This window comes from Streptomyces sp. NPDC006393, assembly GCF_040628575.1.
Lineage (GTDB): Bacteria > Actinomycetota > Actinomycetes > Streptomycetales > Streptomycetaceae > Streptomyces.
In genome coordinates, this window is sequence record NZ_JBEXZD010000120.1 from 1 (window position 1) to 24,332 (window position 24,332).

Annotated in this window: 19 protein-coding genes; 8 read left to right on the forward strand and 11 right to left on the reverse strand. The window is 72.6% G+C overall.

Translation table 11 applies throughout. The features are described 5' to 3' along the window. On the forward strand, positions 1-194 hold a 194-nt coding region (locus tag ABZ484_RS32810), incomplete at its 5' end, for a glycoside hydrolase family 3 C-terminal domain-containing protein (protein ID WP_358869584.1). Positions 195-334: 140 nt separating this feature from the next. Further along, the gene (locus ABZ484_RS32815) at positions 335-961 is read left to right on the forward strand and encodes a hypothetical protein (RefSeq protein ID WP_358869602.1); all 627 of its coding nucleotides are present in this window, start codon (positions 335-337) and stop codon (positions 959-961) included. A 40-nt stretch (positions 962-1,001) separates the two neighbouring features. Here ABZ484_RS32815 and ABZ484_RS32820 read toward each other — a convergent pair whose 3' ends face one another. The 5 genes from ABZ484_RS32820 to ABZ484_RS32840 all read right to left on the reverse strand — a co-directional run bounded on the left by ABZ484_RS32820 (position 1,002) and on the right by ABZ484_RS32840 (position 9,171). Continuing rightward, positions 1,002-2,453, reverse strand: coding sequence for a S28 family serine protease (locus tag ABZ484_RS32820; RefSeq protein ID WP_358869585.1), 1,452 nt, complete (start codon positions 2,451-2,453; stop codon positions 1,002-1,004). Positions 2,454-2,551: 98 nt separating this feature from the next. Continuing rightward, a complete protein-coding gene (locus ABZ484_RS32825; protein WP_358869586.1) occupies positions 2,552-2,941 on the reverse strand; it encodes a hypothetical protein in 390 nt (129 codons plus the stop codon). A gap of 358 nt (positions 2,942-3,299) precedes the next feature. Beyond that, complete coding sequence (locus ABZ484_RS32830; RefSeq protein WP_358869587.1) at positions 3,300-7,040, reverse strand: ABC transporter ATP-binding protein; 3,741 nt, start codon at positions 7,038-7,040, stop codon at positions 3,300-3,302. Between the two features lie 110 nt (positions 7,041-7,150). After that, positions 7,151-8,185 carry an esterase-like activity of phytase family protein gene (locus tag ABZ484_RS32835; RefSeq protein ID WP_358869588.1) on the reverse strand — a complete coding sequence of 345 codons (1,035 nt, stop codon included), beginning with the start codon at positions 8,183-8,185 and terminating at the stop codon, positions 7,151-7,153. A gap of 53 nt (positions 8,186-8,238) precedes the next feature. Then, complete coding sequence (locus tag ABZ484_RS32840) at positions 8,239-9,171, reverse strand: serine hydrolase (protein ID WP_358869589.1); 933 nt, start codon at positions 9,169-9,171, stop codon at positions 8,239-8,241. A 155-nt stretch (positions 9,172-9,326) separates the two neighbouring features. On the opposite strand from ABZ484_RS32840, the gene ABZ484_RS32845 reads away from it, so the two are divergent. Together ABZ484_RS32845 and ABZ484_RS32850 are read left to right on the forward strand one after the other, a co-directional pair. Next, positions 9,327-9,695 (forward strand): hypothetical protein, encoded by a 369-nt coding sequence (locus ABZ484_RS32845; RefSeq protein WP_358869590.1) that lies wholly within the window; start codon positions 9,327-9,329, stop codon positions 9,693-9,695. Between the two features lie 343 nt (positions 9,696-10,038). After that, positions 10,039-10,395: a peptidase inhibitor family I36 protein gene (locus ABZ484_RS32850; RefSeq protein WP_358869591.1), complete on the forward strand. Its 357-nt coding sequence runs from the start codon at positions 10,039-10,041 to the stop codon at positions 10,393-10,395. Between the two features lie 134 nt (positions 10,396-10,529). Here the strand turns inward: ABZ484_RS32850 and ABZ484_RS32855 are convergent, their stop codons facing one another. The 3 genes from ABZ484_RS32855 to ABZ484_RS32865 are packed head-to-tail and all read right to left on the reverse strand — an operon-like array spanning position 10,530 to position 14,724. Further along, positions 10,530-12,215 carry a thiamine pyrophosphate-binding protein gene (locus ABZ484_RS32855; RefSeq protein WP_358869592.1) on the reverse strand — a complete coding sequence of 562 codons (1,686 nt, stop codon included), beginning with the start codon at positions 12,213-12,215 and terminating at the stop codon, positions 10,530-10,532. Between the two features lie 23 nt (positions 12,216-12,238). Further along, the gene (gene speB, locus ABZ484_RS32860; RefSeq protein ID WP_358869593.1) at positions 12,239-13,207 is read right to left on the reverse strand and encodes an agmatinase; all 969 of its coding nucleotides are present in this window, start codon (positions 13,205-13,207) and stop codon (positions 12,239-12,241) included. A 56-nt stretch (positions 13,208-13,263) separates the two neighbouring features. Beyond that, the gene (locus ABZ484_RS32865; RefSeq protein ID WP_358869594.1) at positions 13,264-14,724 is read right to left on the reverse strand and encodes a sodium:solute symporter; all 1,461 of its coding nucleotides are present in this window, start codon (positions 14,722-14,724) and stop codon (positions 13,264-13,266) included. Positions 14,725-14,916: 192 nt separating this feature from the next. Here ABZ484_RS32865 and ABZ484_RS32870 point away from each other — a divergent pair, with 192 nt between their 5' ends. Further along, on the forward strand, positions 14,917-16,434 hold the full coding sequence (locus ABZ484_RS32870) for a helix-turn-helix domain-containing protein (RefSeq protein ID WP_358869595.1): 1,518 nt from the start codon (positions 14,917-14,919) through the stop codon (positions 16,432-16,434). 476 nt (positions 16,435-16,910) lie between these two features. Continuing rightward, positions 16,911-17,702: a phosphatase gene (locus ABZ484_RS32875; RefSeq protein WP_358869596.1), complete on the forward strand. Its 792-nt coding sequence runs from the start codon at positions 16,911-16,913 to the stop codon at positions 17,700-17,702. Between the two features lie 16 nt (positions 17,703-17,718). Here the strand turns inward: ABZ484_RS32875 and ABZ484_RS32880 are convergent, their stop codons facing one another. The 3 genes from ABZ484_RS32880 to ABZ484_RS32890 form a co-directional block, all read right to left on the reverse strand. Further along, positions 17,719-18,600 (reverse strand): acyl-CoA thioesterase II, encoded by an 882-nt coding sequence (locus tag ABZ484_RS32880; RefSeq protein WP_358869597.1) that lies wholly within the window; start codon positions 18,598-18,600, stop codon positions 17,719-17,721. 45 nt (positions 18,601-18,645) lie between these two features. Then, complete coding sequence (locus tag ABZ484_RS32885) at positions 18,646-19,803, reverse strand: acyl-CoA dehydrogenase family protein (RefSeq protein ID WP_358869598.1); 1,158 nt, start codon at positions 19,801-19,803, stop codon at positions 18,646-18,648. A 244-nt stretch (positions 19,804-20,047) separates the two neighbouring features. Further along, positions 20,048-20,656 carry a TetR/AcrR family transcriptional regulator gene (locus ABZ484_RS32890; RefSeq protein ID WP_358869599.1) on the reverse strand — a complete coding sequence of 203 codons (609 nt, stop codon included), beginning with the start codon at positions 20,654-20,656 and terminating at the stop codon, positions 20,048-20,050. 107 nt (positions 20,657-20,763) lie between these two features. Between ABZ484_RS32890 and ABZ484_RS32895 the strand changes: the two genes are divergently transcribed. Together ABZ484_RS32895 and ABZ484_RS32900 are read left to right on the forward strand one after the other, a co-directional pair. Beyond that, positions 20,764-22,380, forward strand: a complete 1,617-nt coding sequence (locus ABZ484_RS32895; protein ID WP_358869600.1) for a carboxyl transferase domain-containing protein — start codon at positions 20,764-20,766, stop codon at positions 22,378-22,380. A 16-nt stretch (positions 22,381-22,396) separates the two neighbouring features. Beyond that, positions 22,397-24,328: an acetyl/propionyl/methylcrotonyl-CoA carboxylase subunit alpha gene (locus tag ABZ484_RS32900; protein ID WP_358869601.1), complete on the forward strand. Its 1,932-nt coding sequence runs from the start codon at positions 22,397-22,399 to the stop codon at positions 24,326-24,328. Positions 24,329-24,332 lie beyond the last annotated feature (4 nt).

A 24,332-nucleotide genomic window follows, 5' to 3' on the forward strand; every position in this document is an offset into this window, starting at 1 on the left:
CGTACGACGTCGCCCAGCTCCCCTCCGTGCCCGCCTTCCTCGCGGCCTACTCCTGGACCGACGTGGAAGTGCGCGCCGCCGCCCGTGTGATCGCCGGCCGGGTCGATCCGCGCGGCAAGCTGCCGGTGCCCGTGCAGCGGGCGGACGATCCGACGCAGGTCCTGTACCCCATCGGGTACGGCCTGTCCTACTAGCCGGGCTCGCGCAGCGGACGTACGGGACGTACGCAGCGCACCCGGCGCACCACCCCCGAACGGCCCGAACAACCCGACATGTCTGGCGTGGCCCCGCTGCGGCGGGCCACGCTGGACGGGGCGGACCCGGGGGGATGACGATGCGCAGGAGTGGGGCCGTGGGGGTCGGGTGCGCCGTGCCGGTGCTGTTGGCGTTCCTGCTGACCGCGTGTCAGCGGGCTCCCTCCGGCTCCGCCGGTCAGGACGGCCGGCCCACGGCGACCGCGTCGCGGCCCGTCGGCTACGGCGCCGTCTTCCTCGGGACCGGCGAGTGCAGCTCCTTCGGCACCACGAGCTTCACCGAGGTGCCCTGCACGAGCGAGCGCGCGGCGGCCCGGGTGATCGCCCGCCACGACGGCAGCCCCGACGGCGGCCCGCCGTGCCCGGCGAACACCGACTTCGTGCTGCACATCAGCGCCCAGCGGCCCGCCTCCGGCCAGGACGGCGACGGTGTGATCCCGCAGGGCTACGCCTGCATGCGCAACCTGGAGCCCCCGCACCCTGGCGACCCGGGCGGCGGGGGCGGCCCGCGCACCGTCGTCGGCGACTGCGTCTACGGCGCGGGCCGCGGCCAGGTGCGGGAGACCGCGTGCGACGGCACGGGCCGCAGGAAACCCGAGTACAAGGTGGTCCGCGCGGTGCGCACCCGGGACCGGTGCCCGCCCACGACCGCCCTGTACGTCGAGCTCGGCGGGGCGGACCCGGTCGGCTGCGCCCGGAGGATGTGAACCCGGGCGCAGCCCTGGCCGCTCACGGCCGTCATGAGTGCTACGGCCTGAGCGCCTGCCTCCGCTCCACGTCCCGCGCGTCCAGCTTCGCGTCGTGGCGGGCCAGCGGCCTGGCCGCCGCCGGGTCGGCCTGGACCGCCGGGGAGGCGACCCCCGCCCACTGCAGGATCCTGGCCGTGGCGAGCGCCTTCTGGTCCGGCACGAGGCCCGCGACGTTCGCGCCGTGGTTCATACCCGGGGCGGTGAAGACGTACGAGTCCCGTGCGCCCTGCCCGAGACGGAACCGCTCCGCGCCCCACGGGTCGTTCTGCCCGTAGACGTAGAGCATGTGGTCCGCGTGGTGGCGGACCCACGTGTCCACGTCCCGCATCGCCCACGGCTGGAACCGCATCGGGATGGAACGCGGCACGAAGTTGCGCGGCGGCTGGTAGCCGTAGCGGATCAGCTTCTTCTCGATGTACGGGAAGTGGATGGTGGGCGCGCCCAGCTGCGTGCCCGCCTGGTAGTAGTACGGCGTGTAGGTCTCCAGGCCCTGGTCGGTGTAGGCGGAGAAGCCGGAGATGGTGTCCACGGAGTCCCAGATCGCCTGGTCGGTGGCGTTCTTGGCGTCGGCGGGGATCGTGTCGCAGTCCTTCAGCAGGCTGTACTGCCAAAAACCCCACACGTAGTCGAGGACGACCGCCTCGTAGGCCCGGTCCAGGCTGCCGATGGTGGTGAAGGTGTAGCCGTTGTCGGCGGCGTACTGCGCGTACTTCTTCTCCAGCGGCTCGCGGCGCACCAGCGCCTCGCGCTGCACGGCGTTCAGCTTGTCGCGGCACTCCTTGGTGCCGACGGAGGCGAAGAAGCGGTCGTAGGCGGAGTCCTCGTCGTTCACGACGTCGTTGGGGGCGACGTAGGCGACCACGCCGTCCATGTCGCGCGGGTAGAAGCGCTCGTAGTACGTCGCCGTCATGCCGCCCTTGGAGCCGCCGGTGGCGATCCAGTTGTGGGTGTAGACCTGCTTCAGCGCCTGGAAGAGGCGGTGCTGGTCACTGGCGGCCTGCCAGATGTCGAGCTTGGTCCAGTCGGCCGGGCTCGGCCGGGACGGGGTGAAGAACCGGTACTCCAGGGAGACCTGGTTGCCGTCCACGATCTGCGTCGGCTCGCGGCGGCTCGGGGTGGTGGAGACGTTGTAGCCGCCGGTGTAGAAGACCGTCGGGCGGTCGACTCCCTTGTGCAGCACGGTGATCCGCTGCTGGAAGGTGCCCTTGGCCGGGTCGCGGTGGTCGACCGGCTGGGTGTAGTTCAGGACGAAGAAGCGGTATCCCGGGTAGGGCTTCTCCTCTATGAGGCTCATGCCCGGGATGGCCAGGAGCCGGTCCTTGATGTCGGTGTCGGTGCCGCTCGTGGTGGTGTTCGTGGCCTCCGGCTGGGCCGCGGTGGCCGCCCCCGCCGTACTCAGCGTGCCGATGAACACCGTGAGCGCGAGCAGCCATCTGAGCGCCTTGCGCATGCACACTCCCCTGTGAGACAGATGTGCGCCGGAAGCTATCGGAGCAACTCGGGTGCACACCAGGGGAGTCGGGGAAATCCTGGCGCGGTGTCAGTGTCTCAGCACAGGATCCAGCCGCTCGTGTACGACCCGCCCCCCACCGATCCGGACACCCGTACGCAGCGGTGGCCGGCGTGCACGGTGACCGGGCCGGCGTGGTAGGAGTAGCGGCCTGAGTCGGTGACGGGCCGGTTGCCGCGGGCCTGCACGGTGACGGACATCGGCTGCTTGCGGCCGGGGTGGTCCGGGGTGGTGACGGCGCAGACGTAGCCGCCCTGCCGGTAGACGTGCAGGGAGCCGGTGGAGAACGGCAGCGTCCTGACCTCCCGGCCGGAGCAGGTGGAGGCCGCCGCCTGCGCGGCGCCGGGCAGGGCGAGCGCCAGCGTCACCGATCCGGTCAGGACGGCCAGGCCGAGCGCCAGCCGCCGGCGCACTCCTCCACTGTTCACGGTCGCCCCTCCCCGAACATCACTCACACCCACGTACAGGTGTACGGACGCACGATACGCATCGAAAGGTTGCGTCCCGCGCGGGCCCGGGTCGCGGGGTGCCGCCGACCCAGGCCGCAGGGTGCGCCGACCCCCGGCCGCAGGGTGCACCGACCCCCGGTCGCAAGGTGCCGCCGACCCCGGTCACAAGGCGCCGCCGACCCCGGCCGCAAGGTGCCGCCGACCCAGGCCGCAGGGTGCCCGGCCCTGATCGCAAGGTGCCGCCGACCCCGGCCGCAAGGCGCCGCCGACCCCGGCCGCAGGGTGCACCAACCCCGGTCGCAAGGTGCCGCCGACCCCGGTCGCGGGGTGCGTCGGCTCAGCGGGAGGCGGTGACCGGTTCCTCCGGCTCGGGCGCGCCGGCGAACGTCCGCCACAGCTCGGCGTACCGTCCGCCGAGGGCCAGCAGTTCGTCGTGCGTGCCGTCCTCGGCGACCCGGCCGTGGTCCATCACCACCACCCGCTCCGCGCGGGCGGCCGTGGTCAGCCGGTGGGCGACCACCAGCGTCGTACGGCGGCCCGCGAGCCGGTCGGTGGCCTGGTTGACCTGGGCCTCGGTGGCCAGGTCCAGGGCGGCGGTCGCCTCGTCGAGCAGGAGGACGTCGGGGTCGACGAGTTCGGCCCGGGCGAGTGCGATGAGCTGGCGCTGCCCGGCGGACAGGTTGCGGCCGCGCTCGGCGACCTCGTGCAGATAGCCGCCCTCGAGCGTGGCGATCATCTCGTGCGCGCCGACCGCCCGCGCCGCGGCCTCCACCTCCGCGTCGGTGGCGTCCGGGCGGCCGTAGGCGATGGCGTCGCGGACCGTGCCGGGGAAGAGGTACGCCTCCTGCGGCACGACCCCGAGCCGGTGCCGGTACGCCGTGAGGTCCAGGGCGCGCAGGTCCGTGCCGTCCACCGTGACCCGGCCGCCGGTCGGGTCGTAGAACCGGGCCACCAGCTTGACCAGGGTGGACTTGCCCGCGCCGGTCTCGCCGACGAAGGCGACGGTCTGCCCGGCGGGGATGCGCAGGTCGATCCCGCTCAGCGCCTTCTCGGCTCCGTCACCGGCGCCGTAGGCGAAGTGCACGTCCTCGAAGGCGATCTCGCCGCGCAGCGCGGGGACGTCCCGGGGCTCGGCGGCGGCCGTGGTGGACGCCGGCTCCTGGAGCAGCTCCTGGATGCGGCCGAGGGAGACGGTGGCCTGCTGGTAGCCGTCGAAGACCTGGGAGAGCTGCTGGACGGGCGCGAAGAACAGGTCGATGTACAGCAGGTACGCCACCAGGGCGCCCGTGGTCAGCGTGGCCGCCTCCACCCGGCCCGCGCCCGCGATCAGCACGGAGGCCGCCGCGACCGAGGACAGCAGCTGCACGAAGGGGAAGTACACGGAGATCAGCCACTGGCCCCGGATACGGGCCCTGCGGTAGCTGTCGCTGCGCTCGGCGAACCGCCGTCCGCCGTCCCGCTCACGCCGGAAGGCCTGCACGATCCGCAGCCCGGCCACCGACTCCTGAAGGTCGGCGTTGACGACGGACACGCGCTCACGGGCCAGCTGGTACGCCTTCACGCTCGCCCGGCGGAAGAAGAAGGTCGCGACGATCAGCGGCGGCAGCGTCGCGAAGACGACCAGGGCCAGCTGCACGTCGATCACGAGCAGGGCGACCATGATGCCGAAGAAGGTGACGACCGAGACGAACGCCGTGACCAGGCCGGTCTGGAGGAAGGTGGACAGGGCGTCCACGTCCGTCGTCATCCGGGTCATGATCCGGCCGGTCAGCTCGCGCTCGTAGTAGTCCAGGCCGAGCCGCTGGAGCTGGGCGAAGATCTTCAGCCGCAGCGTGTACAGGACCCGTTCGCCGGTGCGGCCGGTCATCCGGGTCTCGCCGGTCTGCGCCGCCCACTGCACCAGCACGGCCAGCAGGCCGAGCAGGGAGGCCGTCCAGACGGCGCCGAGTGCCATCCTGCTCACGCCCTGGTCGATGCCGTGCCGGATCAGCACGGGCAGCAGCAGGCCCATTCCGGCGTCCACGGCGACCAGGAGCAGGCTGGCGAGGAGCGGCGGCCCGAAGCCGTGCAGGAGGCGGCGCAGGCCGTAGGAGTCCTCGGACCTGACCGCCCGGTGCTCGTCGACGTCCGGGGTGTCGGTGGCGGGCGGCAGGGCCTCCACCTGGGCGAGGAGTTCCGGGGTGGCGGGGGTGCCCGACAGGGCGGTGTCCTTCGGTTCGCGGTCGCCGGTCCACAGCCGCGGGGTCACCCCGCGCTCGGCGTCGAACTCGGCGTCCAGCTCGTCCCGTACGGAGGTGTCCTCCGCCGGGGCGGCCGGCTGGGTGTGGCCGGGCGAGACGCCGCCGAGCTCGTCGGGGTCGGTGAGCAGGCGGCGGTAGAGGGCGCAGCGCTCCTGGAGCTCGTCGTGGGTGCCGATGTCGGCGAGGCGGCCGTGGTCGAGGACGGCGATGCGGTCGGCGAGATTGAGGGTGGAGCGCCGGTGCGCGATGAGCAGGGTGGTCCGGCCCTCCATGACCTGGCCCAGCGCCTCGTGGATCTCGTGCTCGACGCGGGCGTCCACGGCGGAGGTGGCGTCGTCCAGGACGAGCAGGCGCGGGTCGGTGAGGATCGCGCGGGCGAGCGCGATGCGCTGGCGCTGGCCGCCGGAGAGGGTCAGGCCCTGCTCGCCGACCTTGGTGTCGTAGCCCTCGGGCAGCTCGGCGATGAAACGGTCCGCCTGGGCGGCGCGGGCGGCGGCCTCGATCTGCTCCTGACCGGCGTCGGGGCGGCCGTAGGCGATGTTGGCGCGGACGGTGTCGGAGAAGAGGAAGGAGTCCTCGGGGACCAGGCCGATCGCGGCGCGCAGGGAGTCCAGGGTCAGCTCGCGCACGTCGTGCCCGCCGACGAGGACGGCGCCGTGGGTGACGTCGTAGAAGCGCGGCAGCAGCAGCGAGACCGTGGACTTGCCGGAGCCGGAGGAGCCGACCACGGCGAGGGTCTCACCGGGGCGGATCTCGAAGGACAGGCCCGTCAGCACCGGGCGGCCGTCGGTGTAGCCGAAGGACACGTCGTCGAACTCGACGGTCGCGGGAGCGTCGGCCGGCAGCTCCTTGGTGCCGCCGGTCAGCGTCGGCTCGGTGTCGATCAGCTCCAGGACCCGCTCGGTGCCGGCCCGTGCCTGCTGCCCGACGGTGAGGACCATGGCGAGCATCCGGACCGGGCCGACCAGCTGGGCGAGGTAGGTGGAGAACGCCACGAAGGTGCCGAGCGTGATGTGGCCGCGCACGGCGAGCCAGCCGCCGAGCGCCAGCATGGCGACCTGGCCGAGGGCGGGCACGGCCTGGAGGGCGGGGGTGAACTTGGCGTTCAGCCGGATGGTCCGCAGCCGCCCGGCGAACAGCCGCCGCCCGACCTCCCTCAGCTTGGCGGTCTCCTGCTCCTCCTGCCCGAACCCCTTCACCACGCGGACCCCGCTGACCGCGCCGTCCACCACCCCGGCGACGGCGGCGGCCTGCGCCTGCGCGTACCAGGTGGCGGGGTGCAGTCTCGTACGGCTGCGGCGGGCGATCCAGCCGAGCGCGGGCGCCACGGCGAGGGCGATCAGGGTCAGCGGCAGCGACAGCCAGGCCATGATCACCAGGGAGATCAGGAACAGCAGCACGTTGCCGATGGTCATCGGCAGCATGAAGAGCAGTCCCTGGATCAGCTGGAGGTCGCTGGTGGCGCGGCCGACCACCTGCCCCGTGGACAGCTCGTCCTGGCGGCGGCCGTCGAGCCGGGTGATCGTCCCGTACATCTCCGTCCGCAGGTCGTGCTGGACGTCGAGGGCGAGCCGGCCGCCGTAGTAGCGGCGGACGTAGGTCAGGGCGTAGACGAGGAGCGCGGCGCCCACCAGGGCGCCCGCCCAGGGAGTCATCGCGCGGCTGTGGTCGCCGATCACGTCGTCGATGATCACCTTGGTGATCAGCGGGACGACGGCCATGACGGCCATGCCCCCGAGGGAGGCGCCGAGGGCCAGGATCACGTCCTTGGGACGGCGCCACGCGTACGCGGCGAGTCTGCGCGCCCAGCCTCGTGTCTCCCCCGGTTGCGCTGCCACGTCGGTGCCTCCCTGACGACCTGATCTACCGGAAGGCACCAACACGGGCGGGAGCGGATTTCATCCCTCCGAAATGTTCGGAAGGACGGCGAGCAGGCCGGTCGAGGCGCTCAGGTGCGTACCCGGAGGTAGTAGAACCGGGTCGTCTGCACCGCGTTCTGGTTGTCGTCGCTGACCAGCAGGACCCTCAGGCGGCCCCGGGCGTCGCGGCCGGTGATCGTCATGCCCTCGATGTTGTCGAGGAGGGGGTTGGGCTGGGGCTGCTTCGCGGTGGCGCCGAGGGAGGGGCAGGCGGCGAGGTCGGTGAGGAGGGTCTTGTGGATCAGGCGGACGCCGGGCTGCCCGGTCAGGTTCCGGATCGCGCTGGTGTCCGTCGCGTGGCGCGGGTCGGCGAGGTAGAGGCGGACGGTGTTGCCGACGCCTGCGGTGAAGCCGCGTTCCAGGACCAGCAGCCGGCCGTCCGGGGTGGCCTGGACCTCAGGGACGCCGAGGCCGTCGTCGGCGCGGTAGGCGTACTGGGCGGCGAGCCGGAAGTGGCCGCCCGGGGTCCGCTGCCAGGTCTGGAAGCGGACGATGCCGGAGGTGTCTCCGGAGAGCGCGTACTCCATGGAGGCCAGCAGCGTGCGCCCGCCGGGCAGCAGGGTCAGGCCCTCGAAGGTCTGGTTGGCGGTGGCGCGGCCGGCCGGTGCGGCCTTCAGGGAGTCCGGCACGGGCAGGCGGTCGAGGATGCGGCCGTCGCGGGAGTAGCGGCGCACGGACGGTTCGGTCTCGGAGGTGACCAGGCGGGTGCCGTCCCGGTCGACGACGAGTCCCTCGGAGTCGAGCGCTGCCCCGTTCTCGTCGGCGAGCTGGACGACACTCGTGGGCCTGAGGGTGCGGCGGTTCAGGGTGAACAGCGACGAGCGGTCGGAGAGCGCGGCGAGTTCGCCGTGCCGGTCCACCGCGAGCGCGGAGAGGTTGCCGACGAAGGTGCCCTCGTACGTCGTCTTGTCGAGCGCGTCGGTGAAGCGGTCGAGGGAGACGGACGGCGAGCAGGCGTGGTCGGTGGGGGTGTCGGCGGCGGCCGGCCCGGCGGTGAGACCGGTGAGGCAGGTGGCCGCCGCCAGGCCGGCGGTGAGGGTCGCGAGTACGGTTCTCAGACGCATGACCGTCACCGTAGGGCGCCCGGATGACCGGGGGGAGGCCTCCTCGTGAAGCGTCAGCCGGTCGGCGGCACCGCCACGAACGCCTCCTTGGGCGAGGTCGTCGGGGTGTAGCGCGCCACGCTCGTCCAGGTGGGCACCTGTACGAGGTCCTTGTGGATGGCACGGGCGATGCCCTGAATGGTCGTCACGCCGTAGTTCATGGTGCTGTTGTCCTGGGTCAGCACCGTGATCATGTAGTCGTGCCCGGCTCCCTTGAAGGTGCCGACGCTGTGCACCCGCCAGCCGTGGGTGGCGCGCTGCAACCAGCCGTTCTTGACGTGCACGGCGACGGAGGACGGTGCTCCGGCGGGCGTGCCCCAGCGCTGGGAGGAGACGACCTGGCCCATCAGCTTGAGGATGTAGGCGCGGGAGTTGTCGCTGAGCACCGAGTTCCTGGCGGTGATCAGGCCGAGCAGCTTCTGCTCGTCGCGCACGGTGATCTGGGTCAGGCCCCAGTAGCCGTCCGCGCCCGGCTTGGTCTGGGTCATGCCGGCGGCGGCCAGGAAGCCCTTGACCTTCGTCAGGCCCAGCTGCTTCCACAGGCTGCTGGTCGCGTCGTTGTCCGACTTGGTGATCATCGCCTTGGCCAGCGTGGCCTCGCGGTCGGTGAGGTAGCGGTCGTGTTTCTTCGCGTCCCACAGCAGCGTGGCGAGCACGGTCACCTTGACCACGCTGGCGGAGTCGTAGGCGCTGGACTGCCGCAGCGTGCAGGTCGTGTTGGTGCTGCGGTCGCGCAGCCCGATGGCGATGGTGCCCTTGCGGCCCGCCATCGCCGCGGTGATGTCCTTCTCCAGCCTGGCGGCCAGCCCGGCCCTGCCGGACGTGCAGCTGACGGCGGATGCGGTTGCCGCGGCGGCCGGGGTGGCGGCGACCGCGGTGGGTATGAGCACGGCGGCGCCGAGGGCCGCGGCGAGCACGCCTGTGCGGCCGGATGTCCGGTGAGTCATGAAGAGTTCCCCCTGAACGTCGTACGGGCGTCCCCCTGAACGCCGTTGAGCGCACCCGTTCGCTGCCAGGTGGGACTCACCAGGGTGGCGGGAGGTTGCACGGGCTCCGCGGGACGCGGAGTTCGAAGGGCCCGGCGTGTGGCAAAGCTTCACCCATGCCGGAACAGACGGAGACAGCGCACAGACGGTCGGGACGGTTGTTCGCCGCACTGGCCGTGCTGCACTTCCTGGCCGAGCGGGGCCGGAAGCTGCCGAGTCCCGACGGGTTCGGGGTGAAGGACAGCCTGCCGGACCGGACGAACGGTCTCAGGCAGCAGGCGTGCGACAACCTGGATCTGGCGCGGCGCCGGGGAGGCGACTACTGGAAGGCCGCGTCCAGGGCGTTCCAGTCGATACCCTCCTTCATGGAGCAGGGCAGCCTGCCGCGCAAGAACATGAGCCCTTCGGAGTCGGCGCAGCACCGGGCGGGCTACGACGCCCAACTGGCCGCCGTCAGGGAAGACTTCCCCGAACTGTTCCGCTGAGCCCGCGTCCGGCTCTCACCGACCCTGGCCCCCGCCCGAGCGCGGCATGGCCGAAGGCGGGCAACTCGTGCACGTCCAGCCGCCCTCGACATCGCGCGCACGCCGCTCCAGCGGAGCAGGGAGAACGGTCCCGAGTCCGGGCGCCGGTGTCACGAGCCCTGCGCTCCCCGCGCGTGCGGGGTCGGTGCTCGGCGAAGAGCACGCCGTCGCGCCTCCGGTTCGCTCCATCAGGTGGTGTGGACCGCAGGCCCGGCCGACAGGGGCACGGTCCCGGAGAACATGGGTGTGCCCCGGCGGGTCCGCCGGGACGCTCCGCCTCCGTGACTCCGACTGGAGAGTGCCTGTGCAGACCCGTTCCCGGTTCGTCGCCGCCGCCTTCGCACTGACCGCGTTCCTGCTGCCCGCTCCGGCCGCGTCCGCCGCGCCGGCCGCGCCCCCGTCCTGCCCGGACGGGTCGGTGTGCTTCTGGAGTGAGGAGGGCTTCGACGGCGACTACTGGGAGTGGACCGCGCGCAGCGGCTACCGCGACATGCCACCCCGCCTCCACGACCACGTGGGCTCGGCCGTGGCGAGCACCCGGGCCTGCTTCGTGAACTGGCAGCCGGTCGAGAAGCGGGACGTCTTCAACGGCGACTGGCGCTCCCGCTACCTCGGCGACTTCGGCGGCCGGATCGACGGGGTGGGCCCGGGCGCCTGCTGACGCGCCGCACGCTCCGCCTCCCGTCTCGTTCCGCTGCCCGCGGACGAGGAGACGGCCCGGGCCGTCGACCGGCCGCGCGAGCGGTCACGGCGCGGCAGGCTCCGGGCCGTCTCGTAGGGCCTCTCCCGGTCCCCTCAGCCCAGGTGCGTCGGCGCGAACATGCGCAGCAGTGCCGGGAGTACGACCACCGAGGGGCCCGGGGTGGTCAGGGCCTTCGCCAGGTCGGTCTCCAGGGTCTCGGGAGACGTACGGACGCCCGGGACGCCGAAGGACTCGGCCAGGGCCACGTAGTCGGGACGGGTCAGTTCCGTCGCCGTGGGCTCGCCGAAGGCGTCGGTCATGTACTCGCGGAGGATGCCGTAGCCGCCGTCGTCGACGATCAGCCAGGTGACGTTCAGGTCGTACTGGCGTGCCGTGGCGAGTTCGGCGATGGAGTACAGGGCGCCGCCGTCGCCCGAGACGGCGAGGACCGGGCGGGTCGGGTCGGCCGCCGCCGCGCCGAGCGCCGCCGGGAAGCCGTAGCCGAGGCCGCCGGCGCCCTGGGCCGAGTGCATGGTGTTGGGCGCCTTGGCGTCGAAGGCGGACCAGGCCCAGTAGGCCAGGATCGTCATGTCCCAGAAGGACGGGGAGTGGGCGGGCAGGGCACGTCGGACCGCCGTCAGCACATGCTGCTCCAGGGTGAGTTCCTGGGCGGCGATGCGGTCGGCGACCTTCGCGAGCAGTTCCCGCACCCGGTCCGGCGCCGTGGTGTCCGCGCGCTCCTCCACCGTCTCCAGCAGCGCCTGGAGGGCCAGGCGGGCGTCCGCGTGGATGCCGAGGGCCGGGTGGTTGGACTCCAGCTTGCCGAGGTCGGCCTCGATCTGGATCACTCGGCCGCGGGGCTTGAACGTGTGGTAGTTCGAGGACAGTTCGCCCAGGCCCGAGCCGACCACGAGCAGGACGTCCGCGTCCTCGAGGAAGTCGGTGGTGTGGCGGTCCTCCAGCCAGGACTGGAGCGACAGCGGGTGCGTCCAGGGGAAGGCGCCCTTGCCGCCGAAGGTGGTGACGACGGGGGCGTTCAGTCTCTCCGCCAGGGCCCGCAGCTTGCCGGAGGCGTCCGCGCGGACCACTCCCCCGCCCGCGATGATCGCCGGGCGGGCCGCCTTGGACAGCAGGTCGGCCGCCACCGCGGTCAGTTCGGGGCGCGGCGGCAGCTCGTCCGGGCCGGCGTCCATCGCGGTCACCACCGGCAGACGCGTCTCGGCCAGCAGCACGTCCTGCGGGATCTCCACCCACACCGGCCCGTGCGGGGCGGTCAGCGCCGACTTCCAGGCCTCGGCGATGGCGGACGGGATCTGGGACTGGGTGCGGACGGTGTGGACCGACTTCACCACGCCCCGGAACGAGGCCGCCTGGTCGGGGAGTTCGTGCAGGTAGCCGTGGCGGCCACCGCCGAGCCCGGCCGTGGGGATCTGGCTGCCGATCGCCAGGACCGGCGCCGAGGCCGCCGCCGCCTCCTGGAGCGCGGCCAGGGAGGTGAGGGCTCCCGGGCCCGTCGACAGCAGCAGCGGCGCCGCCTCGCCGGTGATCCTGCCGTACGCGTCCGCCGCGAAGCCCGCGTTGTTCTCCACCCGCAGGCCCACATAGCGCAGCGAGGACCTGCGCAGGGCGTCGAACATGCCCAGCGCGTGCTGGCCGGGCAGGCCGAAGACGGTCGTCGCGCCGAGCCCGGCCAGTGTCTCCACGACCAGGTCTCCGCCGTTCCGGCCGGTAGGGGGGTTCAGCGCGGCCGCCGTCTGCTGGTCGGTCGGGCGGAGTACCAGGTCGTGGTCGTGAGTCACAGCTCTCGGTCCTCCGAGGAGAGTCAGGCGTTGCGGGACGCCGCGATCTGGCGGCTCATGATGGTGGTCAGTTCGTAGGCCGTGTGGGAGGCCGCGACCGACGTGATCTCCGCGTGGTCGTAGGCGGGCGCCACCTCGACCACGTCCGCCGAGACCAGGTTGCAGGACGCCAGGCCGCGCAGGATCTCCAGCAGTTCCCGCGACGTCATGCCGCCGGCCTCCGGCGTGCCGGTGCCGGGCGCGTGCGCCGGGTCCAGGCAGTCGATGTCGATGGAGATGTAGAGCGGACGGTCGCCGATGCGCCGGCGGAGCTGGTCGGCGACCTCGTCGGCGCCGCGGCGGTAGACGTCGGCGGAGGTGACGATGCCGAAGCCCATCTTCTCGTCGTCCGTGAGGTCCTGCTTGCCGTACAGCGGGCCGCGGGTGCCGACGTGGGAGAGGGCGGAGGTGTCGAGGATGCCCTCCTCCACCGCGCGCCGGAACGGGGTGCCGTGGGTGTACTCGGCACCGAAGTAGGTGTCCCAGGTGTCGAGGTGGGCGTCGAAGTGGAGCAGGGCCACCGGACCGTGCTTCTTGGCGACGGACCTGAGCAGCGGCAGCGCGATGGTGTGGTCGCCGCCGAGGGTCATCAGGCGGGCGCCGGTGCCGAGGAGGTCGTCGGCGGCGGCCTCGATGGTGTCCACGGCCTCGTTGATGTTGAACGGGTTCACGGCGATGTCGCCGCCGTCCGCGACCTGGGCGAGGGCGAAGGGGGAGGCGTCCTGCGCCGGGTTGTAGGGGCGCAGCAGCCGGGACGCCTCGCGGATGGCGTTGCCGCCGAAGCGGGCGCCCGGCCGGTACGAGACGCCGGAGTCGAACGGCACGCCGACCACGGCGACGTCGGCGGTGCCGACCTCGTCCAGGCGGGGCAGCCGGGCGAAGGTCGCGGGGCCGGCGTACCGCGGGACGCGGGAGGAGTCGACGGGGCCGCGGGGCGTCTCGTTGCTGCTCATGGTGAAATGCCTTCTTTCCTGCGCTTCGTCGCGCATGTACTGCTTTCCGGACGACTCTACTGGTGAGCCGGGACGGGTTCGGACGCGAGTTCGGGGTTCCGCCCGGCGAGCCGCTCCCGCCAGACGGTGAGGACGGCCTCGTCGGTGGGCCGGGTCGCCAGGGACACGGCGACGTAGGCGACCAGGGAGGACAGCAGGCCGTAGTAGACCGGCTCGTTGGCCAGGACGCCGTAGCCCGCCATCAGGCCGATCACCGCGAGGCCGCCGACGATCACGGAGGCCAGCGCGCCCTGCGCGGTGCCGCGCTTCCACAGCAGCCCGCCGAGGATCGGCACCAGCAGCCCGCCGACGAGCAGGTTGTACGCCACGGTCAGCGCCTCGACGACGTCGTTGAGCGCGATGGCGGTGGCGATCACCGCGACGCCCATGACCAGGATGAAGGCGCGGTTGCCCTTGACCTCGTCGTGCTCCCCGTCCGTGCGGCGGACGACGCCCCGCAGCCGCGACCAGATGTCGTTGTTGGCGACGGTGGCGCAGGCGATCAGCGCGCCGGAGGAGGTCGACATCACGGCGGCCAGGGCGGCGGCCAGCACCAGTCCGCGCACGCCGATGGGCAGTTCGTCCTTGACGATGGTGGCGAAGGCGTCGTCGGCGCTGCCCAGGTTCGGGTAGAGCACCTTGGCGGCGGTGCCGATGACGGCGCCGGCGAGGGCGTAGACCAGGCAGTAGGTGCCGGCGACGGTGCCGCCGTGGCGGGCGACCCTGTCGCTGCGGGCGGTGAACACGCGCTGCCAGATGTCCTGGCCGATGAGCATGCCGAAGGTGTAGATCAGCACATAGGTGAAGATGGTCTCGCCGCCGATGCCCAGCGGGTCGAAGTACGAGGTCGGCAGCTTGGCCTTCATCTCGCCGAAGCCGCCCGCCTTGACGACGGCGATGGGCAGCAGCAGGAGCAGCACGCCGATCGTCTTCACCACGAACTGCACCATGTCGGTCAGCGTGATGGACCACATGCCGCCGAGGGTGGAGTAGGCGACGACGATCGCGCCGCCGAGGATGATCGCGACGGTGCGGTTCAGGTCGAACAGGACGTCGAAGATCGTGGCGTAGGCGATGGTCGAGGTGACCGCGAGCATCAGGGTGTACGCCCACATGACCACGCCGGAGATGACGCCCGCCCGTCCGCCGTAGCGCAGGTCGAGCATCTCGGAGACGGTGTAGACCTTCAGCCGGGCGATGCGGGCGGAGAAGAAGACGGACAGGGCCAGCAGGCCGAGACCGATGGTGAACACCATCCATGCCCCGGAGAGCCCGTACTTGTAGCCGAGGCCCACGCCGCCGATGGTGGACGCACCGCCGAGGACGATCGCCGCCATGGTGCCGGAGTACATCGCGGGCCCGAGACGGCGGCCCGCCACCAGGAACTCGCTCTTGGACTTGGCGCGGCGCATGCCCCACCAGCCCATGGCCAGCATGCCGGCCAGATAGACGACGATCACTGTGTAGTCGACGGCCATGTTGGGGCCCTCCTTCGCGCACATCCCGGTGGCGTGTCGTTTGCATCTGGGTGGGGACGTCGGCAGCGGCTCGCGGGGACATCCGCCCGTACCCGCGGCTGCCGGTCTGGACTGACACTAGGTGGCCGAAAAGCGACTGCGAAGTGTACTTTTCATCCATTCACGCGAGCTGAAGTGGAGGGAACGCACACCGTGCAGGACACACCGTCGCCGTCCGCCCCAGCGGTCCCGCCCACCCCACCGATCCCGCTCTCGGCGCTGCTCGCCCGCGAGGACCTGGCGCTGCGGCAGATCGCCGGGCCGCCGGGTTCCGGCACCGTGATCCACTGGGCGCACACCTCGGAGATGGCCGACCCGTACCCGTATCTGCTCGGCGGCGAGCTGCTGCTGACGGCGGGCGTCCAGGTCCCGCGGGCGGCGGTCGCGGATGCCGGAGACAGGCATGCCGGAGACAGATACGCCGGAGACAGGTACTTCGACGACTACGTCGCACGGATCGTCGCCGCGGGCGGCGCGGCCCTCGGCTTCGGGGTGGCGCCGGTGCACGACACGGTGCCGGCCGCCCTGGTGGCGGCCTGCGACGCCCGCGGCCTGCCGCTGCTCGAAGTTCCGCCGCAGACCACCTTCTCCGGCGTCGCCCGCGCCGTCTGGCAGCTGATGGCCCAGGCCCGCCTGGCCGAACTCCGCCGGGTCACCGAGGCCCAGCAGAGCCTGGCCGCCGCCGCGTCCCGCCCGGACCCGGTGCCGTCGGTGCTGCGCCAGCTGGCCCAGCGGGTGGGCGGCCGTACGGTGCTGTACGGGCCCGAGGGCACCCGTGTCGCCGAGGCCGGGCGGGAGGAACAGCCGCCCGAGGCGCGGGACGCGCTGGACGGGCTGGCCCGGCTCGTCACCACCCGGGCCCGCTCCTCCGCCACCGACACCGTCGCGGGCCACCACCTCGCCGCCTACACCCTGGGGGCCGGGCAGGGCTTCGTGCTCGCCGTCGCCTCCCCGCACCGCGAACCGGGCGACCACACCATCGCCTCCGTGGCCGCCGTCCTGCTGACCCTGCTCACCGGCGAGCACCAGAGCGGCGCGGGCGCGGCCCGCTCCTCGGCGCTGGTACGGCTGCTGCTGGGCGCCCCGCCCGAGGAGGTCGCGCCGCTGCTCGGGGACGGGCGGTGGGTCGTCGTGCACGCGCGGCCCGGCGCGCAGGCCGCCGACGCGATGGCGGCCTCCGCGCTGGGCGCCGCCCTCGGATCGGCGCTGGTCGACCTCGCGGACGGCGTCGTACGGGTCCTCGTCCCCGCCGAGCGCGAACCGGGCCCGCAGCCCGGCTGGACGCTCGGCGTCAGCGCGGCCGCCGCCCCGGCCGACTGGCCCGCCGCCGACACCCAGGCGGCCCGCGCCCTGGCCCGCGCGCACGCCACCCGTGCCGCGCTGGTCCGGCACGGCGCCCCCGGCGGCGCCGGCGGCCTCGCCGACCTGCTCCCGCCCGCCGAGGCCGACGCCCACGCCCGCGCCCTGCTGGCCCCCCTCACCCCGGCCCTCACCGAGACCCTGCGCACCTGGCTCTCCCTGCACGGCAGCTGGGACCGCACCGCGGTCGCCCTGTCCGTCCACCGCAACACCGTCCGCCAGCGCATCACCCGCTGCGCCACCCTCCTCGGCACCGACCTGGACGACCCGGACGCACGCATGGAACTGTGGTTCGCCCTGCGCAGGTTCTGACCACCGCCGCGGCCGGCCGCGACAGGCGGACCGGACGGAGGCCACCAGGACGGACCGGCGTGCCCGGGCGGACGTGGCGTGACGCGCCAGGCACGACGAGCCGAGCGAGCCCGGCAGGACCCCACTGCCGGACGGACATGATCGGACCGCCCGACCGGACGGACCCGGGCGGACCGGCGTAACCGGGTGGAGTGGCGTGACCGGGCGGACGTCGCGTGACACGCCACGCACGACGAGCCGGGCGCCCGACCGGACGGACCCGGCCGGATGGGCGTGGTGGGACCGCCCGACCGGACAGACCCGGCCGGCCGGACGGGCGTGGCGGTACCGTCCGGCCGGACGGATTCGGCCGGGCGGGTGGACCGCGCGGCCGTCGTCGCCGCCGGACAGGCGTGGCCCGCGTGATCGGCGTGAGCCCCGTCCCAGCGGCCGGGACACCGGCGACGCGGGCGGATCACTGCATCACAATGGGTGGCATGCCGATAACCGGGACGCCCAGCCGCGCCGAACTCCTCGACCATCTCGTGAAGACCCGTATCGCCGGGAACGTCGCCACCCCCCGCGAGAACAACCTCTCCCACTACCGCAAGCTGTCGAACGGCGACCGCAACTTCTGGCTCGGCCTGGAACTCGGTGACCGCTGGAGCGACGAGCAGGACGTCCTCGCGGTGATGGCGGAACGGGTCGGCGTCAGCGACGACCCGGAGTACCGGTACGGCCAGGACACCATCGACCCCGAGCTGACCGTGGCGGGGCTGGAGCGGATGGCCGGCCGACTGCGCAAGGCGGCCGACGGCCGGCAGCGGCTGCTGTTCGCCACCGGCCACCCCGGCGGACTGCTCGACGTGCACCGCGCCACCGCCGCCGCGCTGCGCGCCGCCGGGTGCGAGATCACCGTGATCCCGGACGGACTTCAGACCGACGAGGGCTATGTCATGCAGTTCGCGGACGTGGCGGTGCTGGAGCACGGCGCGACGCTGTGGCACACCCACTCGGGCGAGCCGATGCGCGCGATCCTCACCGGCCTGGAGCGCGAGGGCCGCCCGCTGCCGGACCTGGTCGTCGCCGACCACGGCTGGGCGGGCTGTGCCGGACAGCACGGCGTGGACTCCGTCGGCTACGCCGACTCCAACGACCCGGCGCTCTTCCTCGCCGAGGCCGAGGGGACCGTGCAGGTGACGGTCCCGCTCGACGACCACGTGGTCAGCCCCCGGTACTACGACCCGATGACGGCGTATCTGCTGGACCAGGCGGGCCTGGCCGGCTGACGGCCCCGGCGGGCTCTCACCGCTCCCGGGGGACGCGGACCACGCCCTCCTGGATGACCGAGATGGCCAGGCGCCCGTCCTGCGTGTAGATGCGGGCCTGGCCGAGGCCCCGCCCGCCGTGGGCGGAGGGGGACTCCTGGTCGTACAGCAGCCACTCGTCGGCCCGGAACGGCCGGTGGAACCACATGGCGTGGTCCAGCGAGGCCCCGACGACGTCGCCGACCGCCCAGCCGCCCCGGCCGTGCGCGAGCAGGACCGAGTCCAGCAGCGTCATGTCGGAGACGTACGTGGCGAGCACGACGTGCAGCAGCGGCTCGTCTATGGCGCCCTCGAGCTTGCCGTTGGTGCGGAACCACACCTGCGAGTGCGGCTCGCGCGGCTCGCCGAACCTGCCGTACGGCGGCTCGTCGACGTAGCGCAGATCGACCGCCTCACGGGCCTCCAGGAAGCGCTCGACGACCTCGGGGGCGAGGTGGGCGTAGCCCCGCATGCGCTCCTGCGAGGTGGGCAGGGTGGCCGGGTCCGGGGCGGGCGGCATCGGGGCCTGGTGGTCCAGACCCTCCTCGTACGTCTGGAAGGACGCCGAGAGGTGGAAGATCGGCTGCCCGTGCTGGACGGCGACCACCCGGCGGGTGGTGAAGGAGCGGCCGTCGCGGATGCGGTCGACGGTGTAGACGATGGGCGCGCCGGGGTCGCCGGGGCGCAGGAAGTAGGCGTGCAGCGAGTGCGCGTGCCGGTCCTCGGGGACCGTGCGCCCCGCGGCGACCAGGGCCTGGGCGGCGACCTGTCCGCCGAAGACGCGCGGGACCACGGCGGAGCGCGACTTCCCGCGGAAGATGTCCTGCTCGATCCGCTCGAGGTCGAGCAGATCGAGCAGCGACTGAAGTGCCTGACTCATACGTCAGTTGTATCCTGCACTGATTTCGCGGATCCGTCGGGGCCCTTACAGGCCCATGTCCTTGGCGATGATCGTCTTCATGATCTCGCTGGTGCCGCCGTAGATGCGGTTGACGCGGTTGTCCGCGTACAGGCGGGCGATCGGGTACTCGTTCATGAAGCCGTAGCCGCCGTGCAGCTGGAGGCAGCGGTCGATGACACGGTGGGCGACCTCGGTGCAGAAGAGCTTCGCGGAGGCGGCCTCGGCGGGGGTCAGCTCACCGGCGTCCAGGGCCTTCGTGGCACGGTCGGCGACGGCCTCGGCGGCGTCCACCTCGGCCTGGCAGGCGGCCAGCTCGAACTTGGTGTTCTGGAAGGCGGCGACGGGCTTGCCGAAGACGGTGCGCTGCTGGACGTACTCCTTGGCGAACCGGACGGCGGCCTTGGCCTGCGCGTAGGCGCCGAAGGCGATGCCCCAGCGCTCGGAGGCGAGGTTGTGGCCGAGGTAGGAGAAGCCCTTGTTCTCCTCGCCGAGGAGGTCCTCGACGGGGACCTTCACATCGACGAACGCCAGCTCGGCGGTGTCGGAGGTCTTCAGACCGAGCTTGTCCAGCTTGCGGCCGACGGAGTAGCCCTCGGCCTTGGTGTCCACGACGAAGAGGGAGATGCCGAAGCGGCGGTCGTCCTCGCGCGGCGCGGAGGTGCGGGCGCAGACGATCATGCGGTCGGCGTGCACGCCGCCGGTGATGAAGGTCTTGGCGCCGTTGAGGACGTAGTGCGTGCCGTCCTCGGAGAGCTTGGCGGTGGTCTTCATGCCCGCGAGGTCGGAGCCGGTGCCCGGCTCCGTCATCGCGATGGCCCACATCTCCTCGCCGGTGACGAACTTCGGCAGGTAGCGCTTCTTCTGCTCGTCGGTGGCGAGCAGCTTGATGTACGGCAGGCCCAGCAGCACGTGCACACCGGAGCCGCCGAAGGAGACGCCGGCCCGGGCGGTCTCCTCGTACAGGACGGCCTCGAACTTGTGCGTGTCCAGGCCGGCGCCGCCGAACTCCTCCGGCACGTTGATGCCGAAGACACCCAGCTCACCCAGCTTGTAGTAGAACTCGCGCGGGGCCTGTCCGGCGGCGAACCACTCGTCGTAGACGGGGACGACCTCGGCCTCGATGAAGGCGCGGAGGGTCTCCCGGAACGCCTCGTGATCCTCGTTGAACACCGTACGGCGCACGCCGCCACCTCCACGTACATCGTCACTGTCTAAGCGCTTGCTCACACAAACGTACCGGCGAGTACGGCAGGCGTAAAGAAGGAGCACTGGTAACGCTCGTCACGTAAAGCCACCCAGGGGCGCGGGGAACTGCGCGCCCAGCCACCACGCGCCCGCAGCCGCAGCCGCAGCCGCGCCCCCGCGCAACCCACCCGCCCCTTGGGCGAATCGGGGCGCGGGGTGAAGCCCCGCAGCCCGCCCCCGCTCAGCCCCCCGCAGGGGAACTCGCCGAGGCGAACGCCCCCCGAGCCATCCGGTGCAGCAGCTCCGCCGTCGCCCCCCGCCCCGGCAGGAACCCCCGGCGCCCCAGGTGAGGCGTGGAGTTCAGCAGGCCGAAGACGGAGTGGACGGCCGAGCGTGCGGCCGGCTCGGCGAGGTCGGGGTGGACCTGGCGGACCACCTCCACCCACAGTTCGACGTACTGCCGCTGGAGCTGGCGCACGAGCTTGCGGTCGCTGTCCCGGAGGCGGTCCAGCTCGCGGTCGTGCAAGGTGATGAGGGGACGGTCGTCGAGCGCGAAGTCGATGTGCCCCTCGATCAGCGAGTCGAGGACCGCCTCCGGGTCCGCCACCTGGCCGGTCTCCGCCAGGCGCCGCTTGGCACCCGTCAGCAGCCGGCCGCTGATGCCGACCAGCAGCTCGGCGAGCATCGCGTCCTTGCCCGCGAAGTGCCGGTACAGGCCCGGTCCGCTGATGCCCACCGCGGCACCTATCTCGTCGACCCCGACGCCGTGGAAGCCGCGTTCGGCGAAGAGCCGCGCGGCTTCCTTGAGGATCTGCTCGCGGCGGGTGGGGGCGTCGGTTCGCGTGGTCATGAAAACAATTCTAGACAGGACGGTTAGCGCTCGTTAACCTGAAGGAAATGGGTTAACGCTCATTAACAGTGGACCACGTCGAACCACCGGGTGAGGGGACCACAGGGATGCACGAGGCACCGGAGCTGACGAGCGCGGCCGATCCCGCGTCGGAGGCCTGGCGGGCCAACGAACAGGCACACCGCGCGCTCGTCGAGGAGCTGCGCGGCAAGCTCGCCGGCGCGCGGCTCGGCGGCGGCGAGAAGGCACGGGCCCGCCACACCGCGCGCGGGAAGCTGCTGCCGCGCGACCGCGTGGACACCCTGCTCGATCCGGGCTCGCCCTTCCTGGAGCTGGCCCCGCTGGCCGCCGACGGGATGTACGACGGACAGGCCCCGGCGGCCGGGGTGATCGCCGGGATCGGCCGGGTCAGCGGGCGCGAGTGCGTGATCGTCGCCAACGACGCCACCGTCAAGGGCGGCACGTACTACCCGATGACGGTGAAGAAGCACCTGCGCGCCCAGGAGGTGGCCCTGGAGAACCGCCTGCCGTGCCTGTACCTCGTCGACTCCGGCGGCGCCTTCCTGCCCATGCAGGACGAGGTCTTCCCCGACCGTGAGCACTTCGGGCGGATCTTCTTCAACCAGGCGCGGATGTCCGGCGCCGGGATCCCGCAGATCGCCGCCGTCCTCGGGTCGTGCACCGCCGGTGGCGCCTACGTCCCGGCGATGAGCGACGAGGCCGTGATCGTCCGCAACCAGGGCACGATCTTCCTGGGCGGGCCGCCGCTGGTGAAGGCGGCCACCGGTGAGGTGGTGACCGCCGAGGAGCTGGGCGGCGGCGAGGTGCACTCCCGCGTCTCCGGCGTCACCGACCACCTCGCCGAGGACGACGCCCACGCCCTGCGGATCGTGCGGAACATCGTCGCCACCCTCCCCGCGCGCGGGTCGCTGCCCTGGGAGGTCACCGAGCCGGTGGAGCCCAAGGTCGACCCCTACGGGCTCTACGGGGCCGTGCCGGTCGACTCCCGCACCCCCTACGACGTCCGCGAGATCATCGCGCGGCTGGTCGACGGCTCGCGGTTCGCCGAGTTCAAATCCGAGTTCGGGCAGACCCTGGTCACCGGGTTCGCCCGGATCCACGGCCACCCGGTGGGGATCGTCGGCAACAACGGCATCCTGTTCTCCGAGTCCGCCCAGAAGGGCGCCCACTTCATCGAGCTGTGCGACCAGCGCGGCATCCCGCTGCTGTTCCTGCAGAACATCTCCGGCTTCATGGTGGGCCGCGACTACGAGGCCGGCGGCATCGCCAAGCACGGCGCCAAGATGGTCACGGCCGTGGCCTGCACGCGCGTGCCCAAGCTGACCGTCGTCGTCGGCGGGTCCTACGGCGCGGGCAACTACTCGATGTGCGGCCGGGCCTACTCCCCCCGCTTCCTGTGGATGTGGCCGAACGCCAAGATCTCGGTGATGGGCGGCGAGCAGGCCGCCTCCGTGCTCGCCACCGTCAAGCGGGACCAGCTCGAAGCACGCGGCGAGGAGTGGCCCGTGGAGGACGAGGAGTCCTTCAAGGCCCCCATCCGCGCCCAGTACGAGCACCAGGGCAACGCCTACTACGCCACCGCCCGCCTCTGGGACGACGGCGTGATCGACCCGCTGGACACCCGCCAGGTACTGGGCCTCGCCCTGACCGCGTGCGCCAACGCTCCGCTGGGCGACCCCCAGTTCGGCGTCTTCCGGATGTGAGGGGGACCTCGTAGACATGTTCGAAACAGTTCTGGTGGCCAACCGCGGCGAGATCGCCGTCCGCGTCATCCGCACCCTGCGCGCGCTCGGGGTGCGCTCGGTGGCGGTCTTCTCCGACGCGGACGCGGACGCCCGGCACGTCCGGGAGGCCGACACGGCCGTACGGATCGGCCCGGCGCCCGCGGCCGAGAGCTACCTGTCCGCCGAGCGGCTGCTCGAGGCCGCCGCCCGCACCGGCGCCCAGGCCGTCCACCCCGGCTACGGCTTCCTCGCGGAGAACGCCGGCTTCGCGCGCGCCTGCGAGGAGGCGGGGCTGGTCTTCATCGGCCCTCCGGCGGACGCGATCTCCCTCATGGGCGACAAGATCCGCGCCAAGGAGACGGTCGAGGCGGCCGGGGTGCCGGTCGTGCCCGGCTCCAGCGGCTCCTCACTCACCGACGAACAGCTGGCCGAGGCCGCCCGCGGGATCGGCATGCCGGTGCTGCTGAAGCCGTCCGCCGGCGGCGGCGGCAAGGGCATGCGGCTGGTGCGGGACGCGGCTCGGCTCACCGAGGAGATCGCCGCCGCCCGTCGTGAGGCCCGTGCCTCCTTCGGCGACGACACCCTGCTCGTGGAGCGCTGGATCGACCGGCCCCGGCACATCGAGATCCAGGTCCTCGCCGACGGCCATGGCCACGTGATCCACCTCGGCGAGCGCGAGTGCTCCCTCCAGCGCCGCCACCAGAAGATCATCGAGGAGGCGCCCAGCGTGCTCCTCGACGAGGAGACCCGTGCGGCGATGGGCGAGGCGGCGGTCCAGGCGGCCCGCTCCTGCGGCTACCGGGGCGCGGGCACGGTGGAGTTCATCGTCCCCGGCGGCGACCCGTCCTCGTACTACTTCATGGAGATGAACACCCGCCTCCAGGTGGAGCACCCGGTCACCGAGCTCGTCACCGGCCTGGACCTGGTGGAGTGGCAGCTGCGGGTGGCGGCCGGCGAGCACCTGCCGTACGCGCAGCAGGACATCACCCTCACCGGTCACGCGATCGAGGCCCGGCTGTGCGCGGAGGACCCCGCGCGCGGCTTCCTGCCCTCCGGCGGCACGGTGCTGCGGCTGCGCGAGCCGCAGGGCGACGGGGTGCGCACCGACTCCGGGCTCAGCGAGGGCACCGAGGTCGGCAGCCTGTACGACCCGATGCTGTCCAAGGTGATCGCGTACGGCCCGGACCGCGCGACCGCGCTGAGGAAGCTCCGCGCGGCGCTCGCGGAGACGGTCACGCTGGGCGTGCAGACCAACGCCGGGTTCCTGCGCCGGCTGCTGGCCCATCCCGCCGTCATGGCGGGCGAGCTGGACACGGGGCTGGTCGAGCGGGTGGTCGACGAACTGGTCCCCACGGACGTGCCGGAGGAGGTCTACGAGGCCGCCGCGGCCGTACGGCTGGACGCGCTGCGGCCGAAGGGCGCGGGCTGGACGGACCCGTTCTCCGTGCCGTCCGGCTGGCGGCTGGGCGGCGAGCCCAAGCCGGTGGCCTTCCACCTGCGGGTCGCCGACCCGGTGGCGTACGCCCCGCGCGGCACCCACACGGTCACCGGGGACACGGTCGCCGTGACGCTCGACGGGGTCCGCCACACCTTCCACCGCGCCGCGGACTGGCTCGGCCGGGACGGCGACGCCTGGCACGTGCGCGACCACGACCCGGTGGCCGCCTCCCTCATCCGCGCGGCCCACTCCGGCGCCGACTCGCTGACCGCCCCCATGCCGGGCACGGTCACGGTGGTGAAGGTCGCCGTCGGCGACGAGGTGGCCGCGGGCCAGAGCCTGCTGGTGGTCGAGGCGATGAAGATGGAGCACGTCATCTCCGCCCCGCACGCCGGCACGGTCACCGAGCTGGACGTCACACCGGGCACCACGGTCGCCATGGACCAGGTGCTGGCGGTCATCGCACCGGCGGAGGAGGAATCGGCATGAGCAC